The following is a 22,498-nucleotide window of genomic DNA, read 5'->3' as shown; positions in this document are numbered from 1 at the left end:
CACTACACGATGCTTTGACAGCAATCTGTGTACGTTTCGCCAGCTGCTCGTTGAAGGCAAGTCAATCTCCCGGCTGATTCGAACGCCGGGGCGCGTGGTAGAGGGTGTTGCATAGCACGGGACGTGACTATGGATGCAGCAACGCGGCAAGGCAAACGGCCTCGTACATCGAATAGCCATCATCGATAAACGTCGCGAATGCGACGGGGCGAACCAGGTCCCGGCAGCGGCGTGCACGGCGTGCGATCGGCGCCAGCGAATCATCTTGCAGGGTGACTGTGACGTCAGCGACGCGAAGCCGATGCGACCAAGCGGTGCGTGTCACGATCCGGGGAGGTGCCCGATCGTTCTCGTGTTCGCGTCGGGCGGATGAACCAAGGAACACGGTTCCTCTCATTTGGAGCTATCCCATGAAGCGCTTGAGTAAAGTGACGTTTACCGCGGTGCTGGGCGTCGCGTGTGCCGCCGGAACAGTTTTCGCCGTACCTACTGTTCGCGCACAAAATTATCCGGCGGCGGCGTGGCCGGATCCCAATCCCAATCCCAGGTATTTCAATCCGTGCTTCGACGACAGCCACGGGAACACGGGCAACGAGACGCTGACCATCGTGGTCATCACGCCACCGCAGTACGAAGCTCAATTCGACAATCTATGGGCCAGCCACGCGCAGTTCTGGCGGATGACCCACTGGGGCGCGGGTTTGTCCTACGAAGTCGACAAAGGACCGCAGCTGAGCAACCCGCTCGATCCTTCTTCAGCGCCGACCGGCAACATCATGTACGTGCTGCATGAGTGTTATCCGGCGGATTACGACCACGATGGGGCGCCACCGCTGACGGCACAAAACGACGACATCATGGAGCACTGGGCGTATACCGCGGCGTACTGGTCGGGCTTCAACCAGATCATCGCCTTGATGCAGACGCCTGGCGTCACGGTGGTGACCTTGCATCACGGACAGGTGGTGCATGCTAATTGGCATATCACTGATGGCGTATCCCCGCCGCTGCTTCCGCCTTGGTCATATTGAGGCGCAGCCGGCTGCAAAGCGTCCGCCGGGGGCCGGCTGCGGGCCGGCCCCGGCCTGTCCCGATTTCTAGCGTGGCCATTACGCCATGCTAACGATGCCTAGCGCAGAGTGAACGTCCGGGCAGCTGCGCAGGCTGCTGCGGGCAACCGTCTCGGTGGAGGCCGTTTCATGAATACCCCTGGTTCCATCAGCCCTGGGAGAACCCCGGGTTCGCCTAACTCACTGTGGCATTTGAGTACTTGGTCCGATTACCTCAGCCGTATCATGCGCCCGGCGACGAAACAGCCGCCCGTGCACATGACGCGCCGGCAGGAACTTCTTGCGGCGCAGGAGCGCAAGCGCAAAGAGCAGCACGCACACGTGCTGGAGCTGTTGCGCGAGGTGAAGGAGAAACATGAGCACGTGCAGCAGGGTACGCACAAGCTGAAAGCCTGATGGCCCTGCATCCGGCCGGCCCGCGCCTTGACGGGCCGGCCACGCCGGATTGACGGCATGGCGTCCAAGCTAACCGCTGAAAAGTTCACGCGGATACCGACATGGGACGCAGGGCCGAACGCGTTTATACCGATCCAACCGATATCGCCATGCTCGAAAAATGGGTGAAAGAGCTGGCGGTGAACGCGGCCGTGCGCATCGTCAAGCAGGATGGCGTGGTGGTGGAAGGCATGGTAAGCGTGACGCCGACGGTGCAGGTGTTTCTTGGCCCCGGCGACCAGGAAGGCATGAACGGCGTGGTGCGCCTGGTGGACAGCCACAGGCCGGATTGGGATGGGCTGGTGTGGCTGGGGGATATCCGCGATGTCCAGCATCTGGATTCGGTGCGGACGGGGGCGAGCAGGGCGTAGGCTGGTTACCGTGGGCTTGATCCCGTCGCTTGATCATGTTTCTTGCGCGCAGTGTCATGCGCCGTAAATAACTCCGTCTCCCCTCCAGAGGTTGGGGTGAGGAGGAATCTCGCGGGAGTTAGCTCCATGCGAGATTCAAAAACGCAACCCTCTCGCGTGTCGATAGGTTTCCCGCAAGCCCCTCACCCTAGCGCTCTCCCCGATGGGGAGAGGGGACTGGCTCCGACGTATCAATGGATATCCGGCGTCGATAGCGAGCGAAACCCCAATCTGTGGGAGCCCCGCTTACGGCGCTACCCAATGCGACATGGGTGCCGGGCTTCCCAGCAAATACCCTTGCCCCATCTCGCACCCCATGCGTACCAGTGCATCCAACTGCGCCTGCGTCTCGATGCCTTCGGCAATCACCTGGATGTTGAGCGCATGGGCCAAGGCAAGAATCGCGGCCACCACGGTGGTGCTGTTGCCGCTACCGGATTTGTCGAGTTCGTGCACGAATGCCCGGTCGATCTTCAGCATGCGCAAGGGCAGGGAATGCAGGTAGCTCAGTGAGGAATAACCCGTACCGAAATCATCCAGCGCTGCGCCGACGCCAACGCTGCGCAGGCGATCGAGCACGGCGCGCACGCTTTCGGGGTTGTCCAGCAGCGCGCCTTCGGTCACTTCGGTCACCAACCGGGATGGCGCCAGGCTGGTGCGTTCGAGCATCTTGAGAATGCGTACGTCGAAATCGGCATGGCGCAGATGCAGGGCCGATACGTTGAAGGTGATGAACGCCTCGCCCGGCCCCTGCTGCGCCAGCAAGCGGCAACTCAATTCGAACAGGCGCCAGTCGATGGCTTCGATCAGGCCGCTGTCCTCGGCGATCTTGATGAAATCCAATGGCCGCAACAACCCGCGTTGCGGGTTGTTCCAGCGGATCAGCGCTTCGTAGCCCATCACCTTGCTGTCGCCCAAGCGGAAAATCGGCTGGAAATGGGGCTCGAATTCATTCTGGCGCAGCGCCTTGCGCAGTTCGCTTTCCATCGCGAGCACGTCGACCATGCCCTTGGCGAGGGTTTCGTCGAACACTTCGAAACGTTTGCGACCCAATTGCTTGGCCTGGTACAGCGCCATGTCGGCATCGCGGATCAATTCATCGGCGTCCAGGTAGCTGGAGTCGCCACAGGCAATGCCGACGCTGACCGAGGGCTCCAGTTCCTTGCCGGAGATGCGCAGCGGTGTGGCCACGGCTTGCAGCACGCGGTCGGCGATGATGGTGGCGGTGTCGGTGTTCTCGATGTTCTCCAGCAGAATGGCGAATTCATCGCCGGACAACCGCGCCACCATGTCCGGCTCGCGCACGTGCGTAAGCAAACGCACCGCGATGGCTTTGAGGAATTCATCGCCGGCGAGATGGCCGAGGCTGTCGTTGATCACCTTGAAGCGATCGACGTCGATATACAGTAACGCGCAGCGCCGGCTTGGCTCGCTGCGGATACGGTTGAGTACGCGATCGAGCCGTTCGCGCAGGTAGCCGCGATTGGGCAGGCCGGTGAGCGGGTCGTGCATCACCTGATGATGCAATTGCTGTTGCATCTGTTCGCGCCGCGCGATCTCCGCACGCAGTTCGCGCGTGCGTTCTTCCACGCGGTGTTCCAGCCGCAAATTCGCCTGATGCAGGGCGGCAGCGGAACGGCGGCGGTAGATGCTGTTGGCGATCTGCAGGGCGACGAAGCTCAGCAGCTCCTGTTCGGGCGCGCCGTACGCGGCATGCGCATCGTAGCTTTGCACGGCGACCAGGCCGATGACGGCCTCGTCCACTTTCAGCGGTACGCCCAGCCAGCAGGCGGAAGGCTCGCCGATATGGTGCGGCACCACTTCGCCGGCGCGGGTCAGCGCCATGATGTCCTCGCGCGTGCCTGACCACGGCAGGCCGCGGCGCAGCACGTATTCGCTCAAGCCCCGGCCGATCGGACGCGACAACTGGTGGCGCATGCCGGCATCCATGTAATACGGAAATTCCAGCTTGGTGCGATCGTCGCCCAGCAGGGCGATGAAGAAATTCTTGGCATCCAGCAGGCGGCCGACCACGGCGTGCACGCGCTCGTAGAAGGTGTTTTCATCGATGTCGGCGGTGGCCAGTTGCGCCACCTGGAACAGCGCTTCCTGCAGGCGTTCGGCGCGATGCCGTTCGCGCACTTCCTGGACCAGACCGCGGTTGAGTTCGGCCAGCTCCTCGGTGCGCTGGCGCACGCGCCGTTCGAGTTCGTCCTTGCTTTCCTTGCGTTCCAGCGCGGTGAGGATGTGACTGCCGACGAATTCGAGCAGGGCCAGATCGTCGCGCGAATACACGATGCCGGTGCCGTAGCTTTGCACCACCAGCGCGCCGTGCACCTGGCCGTTGCGCAGCATCGGCACGCCGAGCCAGTCGTCGCTGTCGGGGCCAAGAATCTGCAGCGGACCGTTGACCTGTTGCTGCAACTGCTCGTTGCTGCCCATCAGTGGCTTGCCGCGCGTGAGCAGGTACCAGGTGAGTGTATGCCGCCGGTCTTCCAGGCGCATGTCGCGATTGGTTTCCGGCTTGTCCTCATCCTGGATGTCCGCGTAATACAGGAAGCGCATGCAGTCGCGCTCGGCGTAGTAGCGGACGATGAAGAAATTTTCCGCATACATCAGCCCGCTGACGATGCGGTGGATCTCCCGCAGCATGTCCGGCATGTCCACGTCCGAACTGGATAGCTCGGAGATGGAAAACAAGGCGCGCTGCAGGTTGTCCGAATGCTCCAGCTGGCTGTGCGAGTCGTACAGTTCGACCAGCTTGATGGTGTGGCGCAGCTGGCGCGCGCCCAGTTGCAGGTACGGATCGAGGTTGGCAAGCAGTGCCTTGGTCGAGCCTTCGATGGCCATGGTGAGCAGCAGCACTACTTGTTGTGGCTGCAGCAGCGCCATGGCGTGGCGCTTGCCGTCGGCGGCGATGCGCACGCCATCGGCAGCGCGCAGCGCCTCTTGCGCCAGGGTGATTTCTTCCGCATCGACCGGTTGCGTTTTGGCAAAGCGCGGGTCTTGCTGATGGCCCAGCATCAGCACCTTGGCCTTCAGGCAGTGTGGCTGCGAGTGCAGCAACATCTCGATGAGGGTGCTGACTTCGGCCGGCGTTTCCGCTTCGATCAGGCAGCCGAGCCAGGCCGTGTGTTTCGGCTGTTTGGATGGAATGACAGGTAGGGAAAGACTCAGGCTCATGGCCGACCGATCTGCCGTTATGACTCACCTAACAGTGGATACGAGTATCAGTGGATACGAGCAGTGCAGGAAATGTGAACCCCCGGAGTAATGAGGCATTGCTGCGGTAGCTTTGTCAATCTATCGGCTAAACCGTTGATAGCTTTACCCCAAATAAGGTGGCTATCTGCCGCCGTCCGGGCAGGGCGGTTCGGTGGCGTTGGAGCGGGCACACCTGGATCGCGTTTTTTGCGCCAATTGGCCCTCGCTGTTTGACGGCCCCGCGGCTACCGTCGCTGCGGGCATGTGACTTCAGACATGCGCCTTGGCGGCGGGCATTCGCCGAACATGTCCGCCGCAGGAAACCTCAACAGACTAAGGATGAAGGGGAGAAAGCATGAACAAGGTTGTTGCGGCCGCCCTGGCCGCGGTGCTGCTCGCCGGGTGCGCCACTACCGCCCAGCACAAGATCGATCCGAATACCGTCGCTTCATTCCAACCGGGCGTTACGACCACGGCGCAGGTGCAGACCGCGTTGGGCCAGCCCTTCCTGGTCAGCCATACCGCCGATGGCGGCCAGCAATGGCAATACGTCGAGAAACACCAGGAAGTGGCTGGCGATGGCACGCCGACTACCGGCTCGAAGGTTCCCAAGTACGTCGAAAAGACGGTGTCCACCGTGCTGGTGTTCAATCAGAGCGGGCATTTCGTCCGTTCTTCGTCGAGCGCGAAGAGCAAGGACAACAACAAGTGGCCAGGTGATCTGGGCCACCTCGGTGGCGGTGACGTTCAAAGGCAGGGCCAGTAACTATGGCGCAGGTTGGGGCGAGCGAACGCCAGCCCCAACGTCCGTCCAAGGGGGACTGGCATGCGAGGTTGGGGTTCGGCTATGCCGCGCCCCAACTGCAATATCGGCAAAGCGATCAGTAAACAGGCACTGGCGCCGGATTGCGTTCCCCGAAACCACGCTGGTGCCAATACGGATAAGCCGGCGCGACCTCGCTGGCCTGGTCGAGCTTCGCCACGTGTTCTGGCGACAGATGCCAGCCCACCGCGTCCAGGTTCTGCCGCAGCTGTTCTTCATTGCGCGCACCGATCACCACGGTGGATACGGTTGGCCGCTGCAACAACCAGTTCAGCGCGATCTGCGGAATGCTCTTGCCGGTTTCCTTGGCGACTTCATTGAGCGCATCGACTACGCGATACAGGTATTCGTCTTCGATCTGCGGCCCCATGTCGGCGGTCTTGTGCAGGCGGCTGGTGGCCGGCAGCGGTTGGCCGCGGCGGATCTTGCCAGTCAGACGGCCCCAGCCGAGCGGGCTCCACACCACGGCGCCGACGCCTTGATCCAGACCCAGCGGCATCAATTCCCATTCGTAATCGCGGCCCACCAACGAGTAGTACGCCTGGTTGGCCACGTAGCGCGAGTAGCCGTAGCGATCGGCCACGGCCAGCGATTTCATCAGATGCCAGCCGGAGAAATTCGATACGCCCAGGTAGCGGATCTTGCCGGCGCGCACCAGGTCATCCAGCACGGACAGCGTTTCTTCCACCGGCGTCATCGCATCGAAGCCGTGCAACTGGAACAGGTCGATGTAATCGGTGCCCAGCCGCTTGAGCGCCGCGTCGACGGTGTTGATCAGGTGATAGCGCGAAGAACCCACGTTGTTGGGCTCGTCATCGAAACGGAACGTGGCCTTGGTGGAAATCAGTACCTTGTCGCGGCGGCCCTTGATGGCTTCGCCCAGGATCGATTCGGCCGCACCGCGGGAGTAGATGTCCGCGCTGTCGAACATGTTGACGCCTGCATCCAGGCAGATGTCCACCAGCTTGCGCGCTTCCGCTACATCCGTATTGCCCCACGCGCTGAAAAACTCACCCTTGCCGCCGAAGGTGCCGGTTCCAAAACTCAGCACGGGCACTTTGAACCCTGATGCGCCTAGGCGTCGATATTCCATAACAAGCATCCTCTTTGGTTGGTGGCGAAGTTGATCTTTCTACCTTTGTCGGCGCCGCCGCCGTTTACAAGGGCGGGCGTGGAGGTCTGGAGGAATAGGCAGCAAACCCGGAGCATCCGCGGCTTCCCAAGAGCCATGAGTGGAACGGGTGCCTGAGTGCTGGCGACAAAAACCTGTCGCCACCATCGTTTTGCCTACCTGTCAGAAGAAAAGCGCATACGATGTCCCGCTGGGGTATAACGTCCGGACCTTATCGACGACAAGGAGCAGATTATGCCGAATACATCCGCCGCCGATGCCGACATCATTTGCGATGCATACGCCGAAAGACTGCGAGGCTTGTATGACACCTTCTTTCTCGCCCTGGTCCAGTCGCCGGACAACCCCGGACCGGCCAGGGATGCTTTCGTGAGGGGCGTGGTGCTTGCGCGAACCGTGCGTGACATGGCCATCAACGCATTGCCGGCGGACGGCACGTTGCCACCCGCACCGTTTCACACCATTGCGAAAACGTGACAGCTACCGATTCGTCGCCGGCGAAGGCCGGGGCCTGGTTCAACTAGGCTGGGATGGGATCCCATCAGGAACTGCCGCGCTGCTGGCATCGACAAGTCAATGCAGATGGTGGAACAGATAGATGCCGAGCCAGATCAGGCCGCCCGCGACGCACAGCAGCCCGGCGCCGGACATGACGAAAAGCACGAGCAAGGCCAGCAAGAAGTCGACGATGCGTTTGCCGACGCCGGAGCGCATAGGTTCGTTCCCCTGGGTGATCGATCCAGTGGCGTGTCGCTGTTCGGCGCCATGCCAATCGATCGGCGCGCCAGTATAAACGGCATGACGGAATCCACGACGATGCAAGTGCTGGATCGATCATCCGCTGCCACGTCCTTTCTCGTCAGGCCACGCTGGCCGTACGACAAGGTGTTTATCTCGGACGAAGCATTTCGCCGCCTCACGGCCGCGCAAGGCATGCTCTCCGACCATGGCTTGACGCTGGTGCTGAGGCGAGGTTATGAATCGCGCGGCAAGCTCGTTCGGGTTGCCCATCGCCTGGCCCGTGCTGTCGGCATGATGGTGTTCTGCCTTGCCTATCCGCATCGTTGCCGCGAGCGGCGCGCAATTTTTTCCCCCAATGGGCATGACCGTTCGGGTGATTGCATCGACGTGGGTTTAGTCCATCGCGGCAAGACGCTGACATTGCTTCCGTTGGGTGTTTTTACGCCACGCTGGTTGATCCGTAGGGTGCAGCGTGTGCATCAACGTGAGCTGGCGCTGGTGTGGTCGGTACTGCCATCGGCTGGCTTCAACGTTCATCACAATCCAACGGAAGCCCTGCAGATCCATTGCGAAGTACGCGGATAACGGCTCGTTACGCCGCCAGCGGCGACATCGCGCGCAGCCGTTTTACGGTAGCGACGCAGCGCCTTGCCACATAAGCAATCTCTTCTTCCGTATTGAAGCGGCCAATGCCGAACCGGATGCTGGCCCTGGCCAGCTCATCGCTGACGCCCATGGCTTTGAGCACATGCGATGGCTCCGCCTTCGCCGAGGTGCACGCCGAACCGGAGGACAGCGCGATATCCGGCATGGCGAGCAGGATGGAATCGGCATCGGTTTGCGCAAAGGAGAGATTCAGCGTGCCAGGTAGGGTGTGGTATGGGTCGCCATTCAGTCGTACGTTTTCCAGTTGCAAGCTGATCGTGTCATGCAATTGCTTGCGCAGTGCAGACATGCGCAGGCTTTCGGTGGACAGTTCCGCCATGCATAGATCGAGTGCCGCCGCAAAACCGACGATGCCGGGTACATTCAGCGTGCCTGAGCGCAATCCGTTCTCATGCCCACCGCCATGCATTTGCATAAGCAAGCGCCGGCGTAGATCGCCCCGAACGTAGAGAACGCCGATACCCTTGGGGCCGTAGAGCTTGTGGCCGCTGAAAGAAGCCAAGCCAATATCCAATCCATCCATATCGACGTCTATCTTGCCCAGCGCCTGCGTCGCGTCCGTATGCAGTACCACGCCTTTGTCGCGGCAAAGGCGAGCTATCGCCGCCATATCCTGCACAATGCCGGTTTCGTTATTGGCCAGCATGATCGATACCAGATAGGTGCGATCGTTCATGGCCGAGGCAAGCTGGTCCAGGTCGACGCGTCCGGCGTCGTCTACGCCGACATAGGTAACGCCGACGCCATGCTGTTCGAGATGCCAGCAGCTATCAAGCACTGCTTTATGCTCGATCTGGCTGGTTACCACATGATTCCTGCGTTGCCCGGCTTGCAGCCCTTTCAGCGCCAGGTTGATGGACTCGGTAGCGCCGGAGGTAAACACGATGTCGTGGTCTTGCGCCGCATGAATGGCTTGCGCAATGCGGGTCCTGGCGTCTTCCACCGCGCTGCGCGCCTGCCATCCGAAAGCATGGCTGGTGCTGGCGGCGTTGCCAAACGCGCTGGTAAAGAACGGCAGCATCGCGTCGAGCACGCGTGGGTCGACGGGCGTCGTCGCGTTGTGATCCAGATAAATACGGTGCGTGGATGCCTGCATGCCTAGGCAACCAATTCGGACGACACCTGCGCTTCCGGCTCGGCATGGACGATCTCGCCCCGTCGCACCGCACCTGCAGCGGTGACCAGATTGAGGCGGATGTCAAAACGCATGCCCAACGCATGCGTCAACTGCAGCCCGCGAACATAAGCCAGCACCTCGGACCAGGGCGATGCCTCGAAGAAGACTTCGAGCAAGGCCTGCGTGGCCGACGGCGAGCCATCCGCATCCACTGCCTTGCAGAAATACTCGCTGGTGATGGCGGCGCACGTGAGCTTTGAACCGTTGGCTATGCCACACGTCGAGCGTTCCGTCGTAGCGGTAACCATGCGATGCCGCACTTCGGCGGGAATGGGTTGCGTGCTCAGCAGGTGTTCCGCATGCGTCCGCGCGGAGTCTTCGTGAATGATCAGGATGTGCTCATGCGGGATATGCAGTTCGTCCGCCAACGGGCCAAAGATGGCGATGATCTCAGGAAGCAGATGACAAAGCCGGGGATTGCGTTTTTGGCTATTGCTGAGTCCATCGCGCAGAAACTGGCGGCGAAAGATGCCTTTGTGATCGAAAGCGATGGATATCGGCGGAAAGCTTCCGCTTTGATGGCGAACCTGGTTTGCATGCAACAGCGCAGCCCGAAACGCTTGCAGCTGCGCCTCGATTTTGATCAAGCCATCGCTGCCGATATCGAGCCTGGAATTGCCAGCCAAAATACTGACGTGAGGCGGTCGGGCAAGCATTGGCGCCAGGTTGTCTGGCGCGATAAAGCTTGTGGGAGTGATAAATGCCATGCGCAGCCGTCCTGTCGAGAATTTCCTAGAGATAGATGAAGAACTTGCGATCTCTTGCAATATACGACCGGGCATCGTGAAGGGAATCTCAAACCTGAGTTCGTTTGATTGGGAATTCGTGGGCGTCGTGCACGCTGGCTGCACGAAAGTGAAAGAATTGTCAGTGTGGCACTCACTGCTGTCCGGCAAAAAAATTGCGTGGCTCCATGTACGTCTTCGGCAACCCGCACGGCCGTCATTCCCGCGAAAGCGGGAATCCATTTTCAGGCATGCACCAGAGCAAGATGGATTCCCGCTTTCGCGCACTGCTGTCCGGGGAAAACGAAGTTCTTCAGAAATGCGCGGGCATAGCACCCCGCATCGAAAATTTTCCATGGAAATTCAGTGCCATCAGTCCGTCATTCCAGCGAAAGCTGGAATCCAGTGCCTTTGCAGATTTTCAAGTCGCTGGATTCCAGCTTTCGCTGGAATGACGTCGTTTTAGCTTTCCCGCAAGAACAGCGAAAAATTTCCCCGGACAGCAGTGCGCTTTCGCGGGAATGACGACCCTAAGGGATACGGCGATTTTTGAGTCTTGCCCTCGGTAGGTGAACGCTAAACTGCGTCATATCCCTCTTGCTGCGGATTCGCAAACCGGTGCCGGACACTCGCTGGGGACGAATCGGTAGCGTTGAAGTTCTTGAAAGGATTCCGCGCTGTGTCGTACATCGCACGTTATCGCGAAACCAAATTCGCAACGGCTAACGATTGAATACCAGCCTCCGTCCGCGTCAGATCTCGTTCTGGATTCGAAGTCGATTATATTCGACGGTTCGGCAATCGGCAGAACAGATCATCCAGCAGCGGGTGTCGTACGCCTGATGCTGTGTTATTTGCATGGCGCGCGCCGAAGGCTGGGCATCACACAATCAGTTTTGCCGCGGGCATCGCCAGTGCCAATAGTCTGCATCTCACCGGATATCGGGTTTTGCCCTAGCGGGACTTCCGCCTTCCACACTCGACTTGCAGGCGAGAGCGGTCTGCGTTTATCGCATGGATAACTTGGAAAAGACGTGGCCGTCACATTGACGGTTGCAAACTCCCGGTAACCCGTATACGCAACGTGACGGGGGATTGAGGCAAGTCAAAGGAATCAGGGGGCAGGGATTTATGCAACGCAGAGAGACGCGTTTTTCGTCTTAGAGTTTTTCCATATGTTCCGAGGCTCTATGCGTGACCTACGCGTGGCGTCTTTGGACGTGTCTGCCTACGCATCTCATGTCAGGCACGGTTATGTATTGGGAATGCGGCGATATATCGCCAGCAGATGTTTCCCGAACAAGGTCCGCTTATAGCGACGGCATTCAAGCTACTCAATTGATGGTGGTATGGACCGGCAAGGGGGCACCATGACACGCAGCAATATCTCGAAGAAGTCACTTATCGATTCAGGAACGGCAGCGGCCACCGAGTTCACCGTTGCCGACTACCTGCTGACCCGGCTAAAACAGCTGAATGTCACTGATGTATTCCAGATTCCCGGCGATTACGTAAAGCACTTCACCCAGGCGCTGGAGCATTTCAACGGCATCAACACGATCGGCGCGATCAATGAATTGGACGCCGCCTACGCTGCCGATGCTTACGCGCGCACCCGCGGCCTTGCCGCGGTATCGCTGCAATTCGGCGTGAGTACGTTCAGCGCGCTCAACGCCATTGCCGGTGCTTGGGTCGAGCGCAGTCCGATTGTGGTGATCAGCGCCACGCCGGGCGCCGACATGCGCGATATCACGGACATGTATGACGTGCTGTTTCACCATTCCACTGGTGACCTTGATGCGGACCGCAAGGTTTACGAGAACGTCACGGTCAGGGCGATCACGCTAAGCACCAACGTAGGCGCCGCCGAGCAAATCGACGAGTTGCTGATCGATGCGATCACGGACAAACGGCCGGTGTATATCGCCTGCTACAAGGAAGTCTGGGGTCAACCCTGCCCACGTCCGCTGAAGACGCCGCTCAAGCCGCGCGTTGCCAAGAGCCCTGAGCTGGCGCTTCGCAACGCCGTGGACCAGGCCTGGACCCAGATCGCGGCGGCGAAGCAGCCGTTGATCTTCGCCGGCGTGGAGATACTGCGCTTTGGCTTGTCGGACCTGCTCAAGCAGATCATCGATGCCAGTGGCTTTTTGTATACCACCACGACACTCGGCAAGACCGTGCTGGACGAGAAGGGCGACAAGTTCATCGGCACTTACGCCGATGCCGCCTCGATCGAATCCGTGCAGGATGTAGTCCATGCCTCCGACTGTGTTTTGACCCTTGGCGCCATCATTACCGACGACTATCTTGCCTTCATCGAAAGCAGGTATGCCGACATGGTGTTGGCCAATACCTCGGGCGTCCGCGCCGGCTATTTCAAATACGGCGCCGTCACCATGCAGGATTTCATGGAAGCCCTGTTGGCGAAGTTCAAGGCTGACAAGGCTTATCCGATCAAGGTCAAGGCGCCACCGCAACCGAAATATCCGCAGCCGTGGACGGGTAACTCCGACCCGGTCTACCACGACAAGCCGCAAATCATCACCTACAACCGGTTCTTCGAGCACACGATGAAGTTCCTGCAGGACAGCAACCTGCTCAAGGACATCGTGATGACCTATGGCGTCAGTTCGGCGATGTATGTCGCCACGAACTGCCATGGCCTGTCGCAGGGCAGTTTTATTTCTTCGGCGGCATGGCAATGCATCGGCTTTGAGACCGGTGCTGCATCCGGTGCGCAGCTCGGCAGCGGCAAGCGGGCCTGGACCGTGGCTGGCGATGGCGGCTTCATGATGGTTTGCCAGTCGCTGTCCACGCTGGCGCGCAACAAGCTCAACGCAGTCATCTTCGTGATGAGCAACAAGGTCTATGCCATCGAACAGGTCTACGTGAACATGGATGCGTTCAAGCCCGGACCGAAGCATCGTTTCGACACCTTCGACATCCTGCCCGAGTGGGACTATCTCGCGTTGGCCAAAGCCTTCGGCGCGGAAGGTATTCGGGTGGAAACGGTGGAAGAACTGAAAGCCGCGTTGCCACGCATTGCAGCGATCAAAAACAAGCCTGTGCTGGTTGAAGTTGTCATACCGCAAAAGGATCTGCCCGGCCAGATGTATCGACTCGGCAGCGAATGAAACGCCCCATCCCATTCCGAGGGCTCAATCATGACGCAAAAAACCTACTCGATCTTCGGTGCCGGCGCTGCCGGCCTCTATACCGCCTGGCGGCTGCTGAGCGGCGAATGCAAGAAAGCCAAATTTGGCGCGAAACAGCTGAAGAAGGGCGACGTTTTGGATCTGTACGATTGGGGGCGTTACGATTTCTCCAAGCGGAATCCCGGCACGCGTGCGGCTGGCGCCCGTATTTGCACCTGGCATTACAACAACGACAAGACCGATTCATATGTTGAACTTGGCGGCATGCGCTATTCATTCTGGAGCAGCGTGCCGACCAAGGAATTTCCGGACCCGAACAACGGCCTGGCACCGGGCCATCGCGTTGTTTCTACGGTGATCTCGCTGCTCGGCCTGCAAAAATACTCGGTGCCGTTCAACGTCACCAATAATCAGTTGTTCTATCTGCGCTCGCGTAACTTCTATCTCAACGGCATCACTTCGAACACGCCTGCACCCTACACGGTGAACAATTTCGGCGGCGCCACCACGCCGGACCAAGGCTTTACCACCGTGCAGGATCTGGCGACGACCAAGCCATGGGAGGAATTCACGCGCCGCGACTGGTGCCGCTTCTATCAGAACGGACAAATCACCGCGCAACTGCCGGAATCCAGCATCTTCCAGCAAGGCGACTATCTCAAGGACATCGGCTACTGGAACCTGCTCTACGATCAGCTGGGAGCGGAAGGCTTCGATTATGCTGCCGACGGCAACGGCTACAGTTCCAACGTGATCAACACGCATGCCGGCGTGTCGTTCAATATCAACAACGAGTTCACGCCCGGCAGCCAGTACCGCACGCTGTTCATCGGCTACTCGGGCATGTTCAACGCCTTGTTTGACGACGTGGTGAAGCTTGCCAAGGCCAAGGGCATCGAGTTCCGCTATCAACCCGATACGCGCCTGCATTCGATTCTCTGGAAAGCTGGCAAGGCGACGTTTACCTACGCGCATCGCGACAACCCCAACATCGCCGTAGGCACCCGCGAGGCTGATGCAGCCTGGATGGCGATGCCACGCGCAGCGATCGATCTGGTGGCGCAAGCCACGCGCTTCCACGCGCCGGCGAAAGGCGAGGTGGATGTTCTGAATCACGAAAAGGTCAACCTGTACCTGGAGTCGACGATCATGCAGCCGTCGTACAAGGTCGGCATGTTCTTCGACCAGCCATGGTGGGCGCCCGACGCCGACAATCCGGCGCCATATCCCGCACAGATCATCGGCTACACGATCACGCCGGATACGATCGCCAAGCTTCGTACCCTGAAGTTTCCCGCGCCCGTGCTGAAAGCGATGCAGACCTTGATCGACGTGCCTTACACGTCCGTCACGGACTTGCTGGGCGCGATCGAGAACATCACCGAACAGGCGCTTACCGTCGCGCAGACCAAGCAACTGACAGCTGTCTCGCGCAACGACACCATCGGCCCAAGCGTGAGCAACTCGCCCATTCGCATGGTGGTCTATTTCGGCAACAACGCCATCGAACCGAAGAAGAAGCCTATCTACGGGATCCTGGCCAGCTACGACGACGAAGACAACACCGCGTTCTGGCAAGAACTGGAACTGGGCCCCAAGCACCAGCGCGAGATACCGGTTTCGCAGGACACCCAGCCGCTGGAAGGCCCGCGCCCGGTACCAAAACGCATGGTGAAGATGCTGCGCAAGATGCTGGCGGAACTTCACTTCGGCCCCAACTGCGATTACAGCGCCGTGCCCGAGCCGTTGCAGGCCGCCTACATGGATTGGTCGCTGCCCCCGTTCAATGCCGGCTATCACGAATGGGCGCCGCATTTCGACGTCGGCGACGTGCAGCGCAAGATCCGTAAACCCTCGCAACTGATCGACGGTGCCGACGCCGATATCTTCATCGTCGGCGAAGCGTATTCGAACGATCAAGCCTGGGTGGAGGGTGCTTATTGCACATCCGAATCGGTACTCAACGATTTCTTCGGTATCGAGCCGATCATCGACAATCGCGAGTATCCGTTCATCTGTCCGGAAGGATCGACGGATGAAACCAGCGAAGAACTGCAGAAATTGCTTCGGAAAGCGGGGCCGCGAAAAGATACCGAGGCGGTTTGAGCCCCGCCTGTACCGGGACGGAGAGGCGATTGGTTGGTTGCTCCGTCCCCAAGCTGGCTCGTTGTGTCATCAAGGCCAGAGCCACGGGCGCTCCTCTGGCCGTCGTTACGCCTTCATCAAGCAGCGCCCTCTCCAATGAGGAGTGATGTCATGAAGAGCTTCTTCGCGGGTTTGGCTTTGGTCGGCCTGGCGCTGTCAGTGAACGCCGCCAGCACGCACAGTGCAAAAGCGCCACAGTACGCGCGTTCCGTTGCGCCTCCCATCCCCATGTGTCCACCGGGAGAGCATGCTGTGTGGTCTAACGGCAAGTGGGAATGCGTGCCTATCGATTGATCTTGTTAGCCCTTGGCAAGCAATGTCGCATCACGCGGGTGGTGCGACTTCCCGCATGACGATGAATCATGATAATCACTCCAGCCTATTGGTTTTTTCGCGCGAATCGGAGCGTTTTTTGACTATGAATGGAGGCGAGTTACCTAAAAGGCTTAGCTAACTTCGGCCCGATTTTCGGTTCTTTTCTTAGATCCCACTGGCTGGAGTGGTTTGTCGCAAACCGTCAAGTGTTTTCATGAAAGTCAACTTTTAAAAGGAAAGTACATGGGGTCCATTGCCTATCTCTCCAAAAGATTTGCAGTTCAAATAAAATTTATTGCCGCGGCTGTTGGATTTGCTTGCGCAACTTTACCCGCAAACGCCTCAAGCATCAGCTCGGTCGTTCCCTCGCTGTGGAAAGGTGATAAGTCAGCTGCCGTTACCTTCTCCTTTGATGACGGTTTTCTCGACACGTTCAATAACGCTGTGCCCTATCTGACGAGCAGTGGCTTGCGCAGCACGCAATACGTGGTTAATAGCTTTAATGGGATTACGTGGAATGGTTATACAACGGATGGCACGCTGACAGGGTCGCCTCTTCCATATGCCTCATCATCTGTTTGGGCATTCGCTAAGCAGAACGGGCATGAAATTGCTTCTCATACCGTCAATCACACTGGTCTGGCACCTAGTTCAGTTGGGATAGTGACAACCAATGGCGCAGTCGTTCAATGTACTGATCCGACTTATCTCACATACCAGCATGGCAACCAAAGTTGGATGGATTCGGAAGTGCACAGTTCAGTTCAAGCTCTCAACAGTACACTAGAGCAAAATACGGTTGCATTGGCTTTTCCAGGCGGATTGAATACTCAGGAGGTCAGGGACTGCTTAAAGCAAGATACTTCACCCTACAAAATACTTACTGCACGAACGAGCGATGCGGGCATAAATAGTTCGAGTCCAGATTTCTATAACTTAATGTCGGAGGATGTCCAAACTGGAACACTGACCTCTCAAGTGGATGGCTGGATGGATAGCGCTGTCGCCCAGGGTGGGTGGCTTATACTTATGTACCACATTGTTGGGCCAAATAATTAAAAAAGCACAAGTGATGGATCATGGTACGCTTACTACACGCCAACATCGGAATTTCAATCGCAAGTCGACTATGCCGTTAGCCAATCAAAAAACATTTGGGTTGATACTCATGGCAACGTTTTTAAGTACATAGCTGAGAGAAATGCTATGTTTACGTCCGGAGCGGTCAACATAACTGGACCGAATGCATTTACGGCAAACGCAATTGGCCTCGACGCTAGTATCTATAACGTACGTCTGACATTTGCTATTCGTCTCTCCAGCGATTGGTCCTCTAATTTTGCGATCGTCTCGCAAGGTGGAAGTGCTTGCCGGCAAAGTGTAGGAACGGCGGCGGATGGTACCCCATTCCTTTTTGCTAACGTGATCCCAAATGGGCAAACCGTCTCCCTGACCATTCCCGCCCCTGGCGATACCACGCCTGCTTGCCCGGCCCTTACGAATTGGTAGTTACGATTTCCTGACAGCCAAATTCCTGCGATTTCACTTGTCAATCCATTCGATACGGTCCATGTGAATCGAAACGCATGGGCCGCTTCGAGTGGGAGCTCTCTGCTTTAGGAAATTCGAGGACGTCCAAATTCGCTCAAATAGTACCTCGATCTGTCTTGGCCATCTCTTTCGCTCTTAAGAGCGCATCCGCGAATATGCGCCAGGACGGAATACGTGGATGAGCGACAGCTGGCAGCCTGCTGGCTTCTTCAATCAGCGCAATGCTCATGTCGCCTCTCGTATCGCAGACGATAGGCGCACCGCACTGCTGCGAATAAAAGCTTGAGAGAGAGCACTCTCTGGTCTTGCGTGATCTCCCTTCAGATCGCCGCGCATGAAAGGACCGAGGGATCGACGTCTCTCGCCATCAATAACTATACCGATCAGTTTTTCTAGCCAGGCTCATCGTGGTGGGCAGAACGCACGCAGCTTGACGGCGGCGCGCAATGTCATAAATATGAAACCTTGCTTCAAGCTGACGCGTGGCCGGGGTCGTGAATCGGACGGGACCGTGCCGTTGCAAGGGCAAGCATCCTGGCGGCGGAATATTCGCAGGATGTTGAGGGGACGTTGCGCATTTCGCGTTACGTATGCGGCGCGAAAGCTTGTGTGGAATGCGGGGAGAGGTGAATGCGGTTTTACTGGAACGTGGCTGACGTAGGAGGCGGCTTCTGGCGCGATGCATGGCGATTCGGCGCCAGCCTGCTTGCGCTGGCCGTGATCAGTTTCGCACTGGTAATGCATCTCGATCCTGCTGTGCGTGTCGGTTCGGGACTTGTCTGGCGAAACGTGTTGCCGCTGCTGTTGTGCGCGTGGATCGTCTATGCGCTCTGCGGCCGCCTGCTGCTCAGCATGCTTATCAGCACGGCGTTGATTGCGCTGATTTATAAAGTCAACGGAATCAAGCTGAGAAATTTGAATACACCGTTGTCACCGGACGACGCCCTGTTAGGCCATCAGGTGGCGAGCAATATCGGTTTTTTTGCGCACTACACGGGTTATCACGCGATCAGCCTGATAGTGGCGCCCATCTTGCTCGTGGCTTGTGGCGTGCTTTTGGGGCGGTTGGAAAAACATCATTTCCGGCCAAACTGGATCGCACGTGCGGGCTTGATGCTGGTTTCGTTGCTGGCTTTGTACACTTTGCTAGAGGGATACCAGCCGTGGCGAGCATCGTATGCAAGTCATGCGATGGCCAGCTATCAGCCATGGAATCCGAGCTACAGCGATCGAAGCAAAGGCTTCGCCGCGACCTTCGTCAGGATGTGCCAGGACCGCCAGCGTAGCGTTCCACATCCGGACAAGGCGCTGGTTGCGGATTTCGCAAGTCGTCATGAAGGGGCCATCCGTCAGCGCGAAGCACGGCTGATGCCGCAGAACCTGCCAGACATCGTCGTCGTGCAGAGCGAGGCTTTTTTTGATCCCGGTGTGCTGAAGAACGTCGACTTCGGCCAGTACGACCCCCACTTTCAACAGCTTGCCGCGACTGGCATCAGCGGCAGCTTGACTACGCCGACCTATGGCGGCGGCACGATTCGCACGGAATTCGAAACCATCACGGGGTATCCGATGATGGCTTTTCCGGCGGTTGAATACCCTTATTTCGGATTGGCCAACCGGCACATGCCAACCGTGCCGCGGCGCTTGCAGGCGCTTGGATACACGACCACGCTGTTCCACCCCTACGAGGCGGATTTCTGGAACCGCAATGCGACGATGCCGGCCTTGGGCTTTCAGCACGCTTATTACGAGGATGCGTTCAAGGACGCGCCGCGCGCGGGTTTGTTCGTGTCGGATCGCTCCTTGTTCGATGCGGTGCTCAATCACCTGGACCATGGCCAAGCCGGACCGAGCTATACCATGGCCATCACGATGGAAAACCATGGGCCGTGGAATCGCGACCCCGGCGATCTGGCCCGGCTGCTGAAAACCAACCCCTTGCCGCCCGGCCTGTCTGCCGAGGGCACGTACGAGATGACGTACTACACGTCGCACCTGCTCAACGGCGACGAGGCGCTGGCAGAGTTCGCGCAGCGGCTGATGGCGCGCAAGCGCTGGACCTTGCTGTTGTTCTACGGTGATCACTTGCCGGCACTTGACGCGGCTTATAGCGATCTGGGTTTCGACGACAACCGCAAGGCGCCACAGCAGCACACGCGCTACATGCTGTTGTCCAATCGGCCGTTCGATCCGGAACAGCGGCGACAAATCCATCTATCGGCTTACGACTTGCCGGGCCTCTTGTTCGATGTGGCCAAATTGCCGGAGGACGGCTATCTCGCGTTGGCATCCGTCATCCGCCTGACAGCGAAGGATGCTGCTGTCGCCAACGCCGATGCGTATCGCGATGTGCAGTTCAACGCTGCACGGCTTGAAGTGAGCTGTGGCCACAAACTGGACAGTGCCGGACAATGTTTGTGAGGCACTTTACCGCCGGGACATTATGCGTCGCCTTCGGCTGGAACCTGGCCAGAGGCCCATGCTGCAAGCCTCTCATCGTCATGCAGAACGTTCGCCAGGAACGTGTTCATTTCAAGAAAGTGCGGCGTTTCATCCGGCTGCACTGCGTAATGGAACGACTTGCGCACCAGATCGTCGAACGGATATGCGAACACCACTTCCTCGCCGGCATTCCGGCCCAGCCGGACACGGTCCTCGCATGCAGTTATCGAGCATGAGCGATACGTGCGGCAGTTGATGGGGCGCGCGGCGTAGAGGGTACACAGGCCCTGTTCGTCCAACAGACCACATTGCGAACCGGGCCCGGATGTTCCGAGTGAAGGAAGTCGATGGGCGATCTTCGCCTTTTCAGGCGCAGCGAGTCCGAGCAGTTCCCTGGCAACAACGGCAGCTTCCTGCACGCCAAGAACAATGCGCATATGCGTACAACACATGGCGCACCCGCCATCGTCCGGGCATGCGGGCTTGGGATAACGATGGCTGCCTAGCTCATCCTTGGCGATGGTGTCGGCAAGGTTAAACAGGGTAGGGAGCCGATTGCGAGGATCATTCCCGGAGCCGCTGCCTTCACCGGCGCCATCGACGAGGCGCGCGACGATCCCGTGCGCCCGTTCCTCAAGCAGTGGCCGATATCGACGCCGGCCTGCTTCGGATGCGCATCGCTCCTCAAGTACGGCATTGACGATGATTGCTGCGAGTTCGTCCGACGGTTCTTTCATATGCGATGGATAGCCGATATCTGTCTTTCATTTTTGCACTGGTGGCGGGATATGGAAAATCGACATTCTCTCCTTCAGGCCGGTTTCCGGTTTATTCGCCGCGCTCAGCTTCCAGCAGCCCGTCGCCATATCGGCGAAGAAAGTACAGCGCAGCGCGTAGGCCTTCTATCTGAGTAGGGGTGAACGCACATGGGCAGACGTTGGGTGAAATACTGGCCAACTTCGCCCGGCTGGAGGCTTCGCTGCATCTCAAGAGGTTGCGAATCACACCCATTGCCAGTGATGTACCGGCGATTCGCATAAGAGATGTGTGCTGCCTGGCCTGATCAGGGGGCAGGGGAAGCCGGGATTCATTGATGAGCCAAAAGGGTTCTGGTGTGTATGTGCGTGTTGAGCGAGGCAAGAGAGTCATGATCAATGCATCCAGTGATGAGGGAATGACGGAGGGCGCGTAGACCGGCATGTGCATGGGCCTTGCCGAGATGTTGGGTGCCGCCTTGTTGTGTGCTGCATGACGTGAGGTGACTTGTCTTAGAGTCGGTTTGAGCGCGTCAGATTCACCGCAGCCATCGGGGCTATTTTTTGACATTGGCTATTTTCATATATGCGAATATCACATATATGAAAATAGCATAAACGAGGTTCACATATAGCTTTGAGGCCACTCGGAGGGGTAAGCGGTGGCGCGGAAAAGCATCTATAGGCCAGAGCACAGGATCTTTGCGGAGCTACTTCGCGATGTTCGAACGCATGCAGAACTCACTCAAGAGCAGCTAGCTGCGACGTTGGACGTGGACCAGGCATTTGTCAGTGAAGCGGAGCGGGGAAGACGAAGACTAGATACCGTCCAGGTGCATGACTGGTGTCTCGCGTGCAAGACCGATCTCGTCCACATTAGTAAAGAATTTCAAAAGCGCCTTACCGACCCGGGCTATCAAAAGCCCCGAGAGCCGGATGGGCGCCGCAGATTGCGATGAGCAATGCGTTTGATTGAGGGAGACGACGAGCCCCAAAGCATCCCGCTACTCAAAGGGGGACGTCGTGGCGGGGGCAAGCGCGCAGTAAGTGCACCTAGCCTCCGCCACGTTGACCTAGTGTGCACGCGAAAACTCTATACGCGGTCCGCCGGAACTCCTGGCGTCCTCCGTGGCAGGCTCGCCGCCGCGAGGCTGGGGCCATCACTGCGTGTGCCAGTCGTATGCCGTGCCGTTGGTTACGAAGCGGGCGTTGCCATCAGCAAGGTTGACGACGTTGACCTGGGAGTTGAGAGCCACGGTCGCGGGCGGGGTGGTGGTTTCGGTGTTGCAGTTGGCCAGGAGCCGCGTGCCATCCGGTGATACGCGCACTGGTTGCCACCACAAATACACGTTCGGGTACAAGGGGGCGCACGGCGAAGTGACTTTGCGCAGCCCCGATCCGTCAGTCTTCACGGCGTAGATCTCTGAGTCCTGGGGCGAGAATGACGGCGCGGCTGCCGCCACGATGGCTTGGCTGCCGTCCGGCGAGATCAGTGCCTGGTTGTTGGGCAAGAACGTGATCAGATTGCTGGGATCGACAAGCGCAACCGTCTGGCCCGTCAGCATGTTCTTGGCACACCACACGCCACTGAACCCACTATTGCTCGCAGCGTTGCAGGGACCGGGCTCGTTCGGGTTCTTTAGCATGGCGTAGATCACCTCATGGCCGTCGTACAAGAGATCACCGACGCCTCCTCCTGAACCGCCCCGGTTTTCGTGGAGGCTGTTTGGTTTAAGTGATCATGCTGCCAGT

Annotated in this window: 19 protein-coding genes; 11 read left to right on the top strand and 8 right to left on the bottom strand. The window is 58.6% G+C overall.

Going from position 1 to position 22,498, the window contains the following annotated elements:
* Positions 1–410 precede the first annotated feature (410 nt).
* The 3 genes from V7M64_RS03835 to V7M64_RS03825 all read left to right on the top strand — a co-directional run bounded on the left by V7M64_RS03835 (position 411) and on the right by V7M64_RS03825 (position 1,876).
* Positions 411–1,031 carry a hypothetical protein gene (locus V7M64_RS03835; RefSeq protein ID WP_333677143.1) on the top strand — a complete coding sequence of 207 codons (621 nt, stop codon included), beginning with the start codon at positions 411–413 and terminating at the stop codon, positions 1,029–1,031.
* Positions 1,032–1,199: 168 nt separating this feature from the next.
* The gene (locus V7M64_RS03830; RefSeq protein ID WP_333677141.1) at positions 1,200–1,466 is read left to right on the top strand and encodes a hypothetical protein; all 267 of its coding nucleotides are present in this window, start codon (positions 1,200–1,202) and stop codon (positions 1,464–1,466) included.
* 101 nt (positions 1,467–1,567) lie between these two features.
* Complete coding sequence (locus V7M64_RS03825; RefSeq protein WP_333677139.1) at positions 1,568–1,876, top strand: DUF3247 family protein; 309 nt, start codon at positions 1,568–1,570, stop codon at positions 1,874–1,876.
* Between the two features lie 285 nt (positions 1,877–2,161).
* Here V7M64_RS03825 and V7M64_RS03820 read toward each other — a convergent pair whose 3' ends face one another.
* On the bottom strand, positions 2,162–5,098 hold the full coding sequence (locus V7M64_RS03820) for an EAL domain-containing protein (protein ID WP_333677137.1): 2,937 nt from the start codon (positions 5,096–5,098) through the stop codon (positions 2,162–2,164).
* 376 nt (positions 5,099–5,474) lie between these two features.
* Between V7M64_RS03820 and bamE the strand changes: the two genes are divergently transcribed.
* Positions 5,475–5,885 carry an outer membrane protein assembly factor BamE gene (bamE, locus tag V7M64_RS03815; RefSeq protein WP_333677135.1) on the top strand — a complete coding sequence of 137 codons (411 nt, stop codon included), beginning with the start codon at positions 5,475–5,477 and terminating at the stop codon, positions 5,883–5,885.
* A gap of 115 nt (positions 5,886–6,000) precedes the next feature.
* On the opposite strand, the gene V7M64_RS03810 is transcribed toward bamE, so the two are convergent.
* Positions 6,001–7,035, bottom strand: a complete 1,035-nt coding sequence (locus V7M64_RS03810) for an aldo/keto reductase (protein WP_333677133.1) — start codon at positions 7,033–7,035, stop codon at positions 6,001–6,003.
* A 273-nt stretch (positions 7,036–7,308) separates the two neighbouring features.
* Between V7M64_RS03810 and V7M64_RS03805 the strand changes: the two genes are divergently transcribed.
* Positions 7,309–7,551 carry a hypothetical protein gene (locus tag V7M64_RS03805; protein ID WP_333677132.1) on the top strand — a complete coding sequence of 81 codons (243 nt, stop codon included), beginning with the start codon at positions 7,309–7,311 and terminating at the stop codon, positions 7,549–7,551.
* Between the two features lie 96 nt (positions 7,552–7,647).
* Here V7M64_RS03805 and V7M64_RS03800 read toward each other — a convergent pair whose 3' ends face one another.
* The gene (locus V7M64_RS03800) at positions 7,648–7,788 is read right to left on the bottom strand and encodes a hypothetical protein (RefSeq protein WP_333677131.1); all 141 of its coding nucleotides are present in this window, start codon (positions 7,786–7,788) and stop codon (positions 7,648–7,650) included.
* Positions 7,789–7,872: 84 nt separating this feature from the next.
* Here V7M64_RS03800 and V7M64_RS03795 point away from each other — a divergent pair, with 84 nt between their 5' ends.
* Complete coding sequence (locus V7M64_RS03795; protein WP_333677130.1) at positions 7,873–8,400, top strand: hypothetical protein; 528 nt, start codon at positions 7,873–7,875, stop codon at positions 8,398–8,400.
* A 7-nt stretch (positions 8,401–8,407) separates the two neighbouring features.
* On the opposite strand, the gene V7M64_RS03790 is transcribed toward V7M64_RS03795, so the two are convergent.
* Positions 8,408–9,577, bottom strand: coding sequence for a cysteine desulfurase family protein (locus V7M64_RS03790; RefSeq protein WP_333677129.1), 1,170 nt, complete (start codon positions 9,575–9,577; stop codon positions 8,408–8,410).
* Positions 9,578–9,579: 2 nt separating this feature from the next.
* Positions 9,580–10,554, bottom strand: a complete 975-nt coding sequence (locus tag V7M64_RS03785; RefSeq protein ID WP_333677128.1) for a hypothetical protein — start codon at positions 10,552–10,554, stop codon at positions 9,580–9,582.
* Positions 10,555–10,571: 17 nt separating this feature from the next.
* On the opposite strand from V7M64_RS03785, the gene V7M64_RS03780 reads away from it, so the two are divergent.
* The 4 genes from V7M64_RS03780 to V7M64_RS03765 all read left to right on the top strand — a co-directional run bounded on the left by V7M64_RS03780 (position 10,572) and on the right by V7M64_RS03765 (position 17,057).
* Positions 10,572–10,838 (top strand): hypothetical protein, encoded by a 267-nt coding sequence (locus V7M64_RS03780; RefSeq protein WP_333677126.1) that lies wholly within the window; start codon positions 10,572–10,574, stop codon positions 10,836–10,838.
* Positions 10,839–11,753: 915 nt separating this feature from the next.
* A complete protein-coding gene (locus tag V7M64_RS03775; RefSeq protein ID WP_333677125.1) occupies positions 11,754–13,517 on the top strand; it encodes a thiamine pyrophosphate-dependent enzyme in 1,764 nt (587 codons plus the stop codon).
* Between the two features lie 30 nt (positions 13,518–13,547).
* On the top strand, positions 13,548–15,644 hold the full coding sequence (locus tag V7M64_RS03770) for a hypothetical protein (RefSeq protein ID WP_333677124.1): 2,097 nt from the start codon (positions 13,548–13,550) through the stop codon (positions 15,642–15,644).
* Positions 15,645–16,241: 597 nt separating this feature from the next.
* The gene (locus tag V7M64_RS03765) at positions 16,242–17,057 is read left to right on the top strand and encodes a polysaccharide deacetylase family protein (RefSeq protein WP_333677123.1); all 816 of its coding nucleotides are present in this window, start codon (positions 16,242–16,244) and stop codon (positions 17,055–17,057) included.
* A gap of 586 nt (positions 17,058–17,643) precedes the next feature.
* On the opposite strand, the gene V7M64_RS03760 is transcribed toward V7M64_RS03765, so the two are convergent.
* Positions 17,644–17,778, bottom strand: a complete 135-nt coding sequence (locus tag V7M64_RS03760; protein ID WP_333677122.1) for a hypothetical protein — start codon at positions 17,776–17,778, stop codon at positions 17,644–17,646.
* Positions 17,779–18,179: 401 nt separating this feature from the next.
* Between V7M64_RS03760 and V7M64_RS03755 the strand changes: the two genes are divergently transcribed.
* The gene (locus V7M64_RS03755; protein ID WP_333677121.1) at positions 18,180–19,970 is read left to right on the top strand and encodes an LTA synthase family protein; all 1,791 of its coding nucleotides are present in this window, start codon (positions 18,180–18,182) and stop codon (positions 19,968–19,970) included.
* A 20-nt stretch (positions 19,971–19,990) separates the two neighbouring features.
* Here V7M64_RS03755 and V7M64_RS03750 read toward each other — a convergent pair whose 3' ends face one another.
* Complete coding sequence (locus V7M64_RS03750) at positions 19,991–20,728, bottom strand: YkgJ family cysteine cluster protein (RefSeq protein WP_333677120.1); 738 nt, start codon at positions 20,726–20,728, stop codon at positions 19,991–19,993.
* A gap of 1,178 nt (positions 20,729–21,906) precedes the next feature.
* Positions 21,907–22,392, bottom strand: coding sequence for a hypothetical protein (locus V7M64_RS03745; RefSeq protein ID WP_333677119.1), 486 nt, complete (start codon positions 22,390–22,392; stop codon positions 21,907–21,909).
* Between the last annotated feature and the right edge of the window lie 106 nt (positions 22,393–22,498).

The organism is Dyella sp., assembly GCF_036746095.1.
Lineage (GTDB): Bacteria > Pseudomonadota > Gammaproteobacteria > Xanthomonadales > Rhodanobacteraceae > Dyella_B.
This window is presented reverse-complemented; position numbering and strand designations above follow the sequence as displayed.

Bases quoted from the DNA above. Each gene is read 5' to 3' on its own strand.
- V7M64_RS03770 (WP_333677124.1), top strand. From the start codon at position 13,548: ATGACGCAAAAAACCTACTCGATCTTCGGTGCCGGCGCTGCCGGCCTC.
- V7M64_RS03800 (WP_333677131.1), bottom strand. From the start codon at position 7,788: ATGCGCTCCGGCGTCGGCAAACGCATCGTCGACTTCTTGCTGGCCTTG.
- V7M64_RS03775 (WP_333677125.1), top strand. From the start codon at position 11,754: ATGACACGCAGCAATATCTCGAAGAAGTCACTTATCGATTCAGGAACG.
- V7M64_RS03750 (WP_333677120.1), bottom strand. From the start codon at position 20,728: ATGAAAGAACCGTCGGACGAACTCGCAGCAATCATCGTCAATGCCGTA.
- V7M64_RS03830 (WP_333677141.1), top strand. From the start codon at position 1,200: ATGAATACCCCTGGTTCCATCAGCCCTGGGAGAACCCCGGGTTCGCCT.
- V7M64_RS03780 (WP_333677126.1), top strand. From the start codon at position 10,572: ATGTACGTCTTCGGCAACCCGCACGGCCGTCATTCCCGCGAAAGCGGG.
- V7M64_RS03820 (WP_333677137.1), bottom strand. From the start codon at position 5,098: ATGAGCCTGAGTCTTTCCCTACCTGTCATTCCATCCAAACAGCCGAAA.
- V7M64_RS03795 (WP_333677130.1), top strand. From the start codon at position 7,873: ATGACGGAATCCACGACGATGCAAGTGCTGGATCGATCATCCGCTGCC.
- V7M64_RS03810 (WP_333677133.1), bottom strand. From the start codon at position 7,035: ATGGAATATCGACGCCTAGGCGCATCAGGGTTCAAAGTGCCCGTGCTG.
- V7M64_RS03755 (WP_333677121.1), top strand. From the start codon at position 18,180: ATGCGGTTTTACTGGAACGTGGCTGACGTAGGAGGCGGCTTCTGGCGC.
- V7M64_RS03790 (WP_333677129.1), bottom strand. From the start codon at position 9,577: ATGCAGGCATCCACGCACCGTATTTATCTGGATCACAACGCGACGACG.
- V7M64_RS03825 (WP_333677139.1), top strand. From the start codon at position 1,568: ATGGGACGCAGGGCCGAACGCGTTTATACCGATCCAACCGATATCGCC.
- V7M64_RS03835 (WP_333677143.1), top strand. From the start codon at position 411: ATGAAGCGCTTGAGTAAAGTGACGTTTACCGCGGTGCTGGGCGTCGCG.
- V7M64_RS03745 (WP_333677119.1), bottom strand. From the start codon at position 22,392: ATGCTAAAGAACCCGAACGAGCCCGGTCCCTGCAACGCTGCGAGCAAT.
- V7M64_RS03805 (WP_333677132.1), top strand. From the start codon at position 7,309: ATGCCGAATACATCCGCCGCCGATGCCGACATCATTTGCGATGCATAC.
- bamE (WP_333677135.1), top strand. From the start codon at position 5,475: ATGAACAAGGTTGTTGCGGCCGCCCTGGCCGCGGTGCTGCTCGCCGGG.
- V7M64_RS03760 (WP_333677122.1), bottom strand. From the start codon at position 17,778: ATGAGCATTGCGCTGATTGAAGAAGCCAGCAGGCTGCCAGCTGTCGCT.
- V7M64_RS03765 (WP_333677123.1), top strand. From the start codon at position 16,242: ATGGGGTCCATTGCCTATCTCTCCAAAAGATTTGCAGTTCAAATAAAA.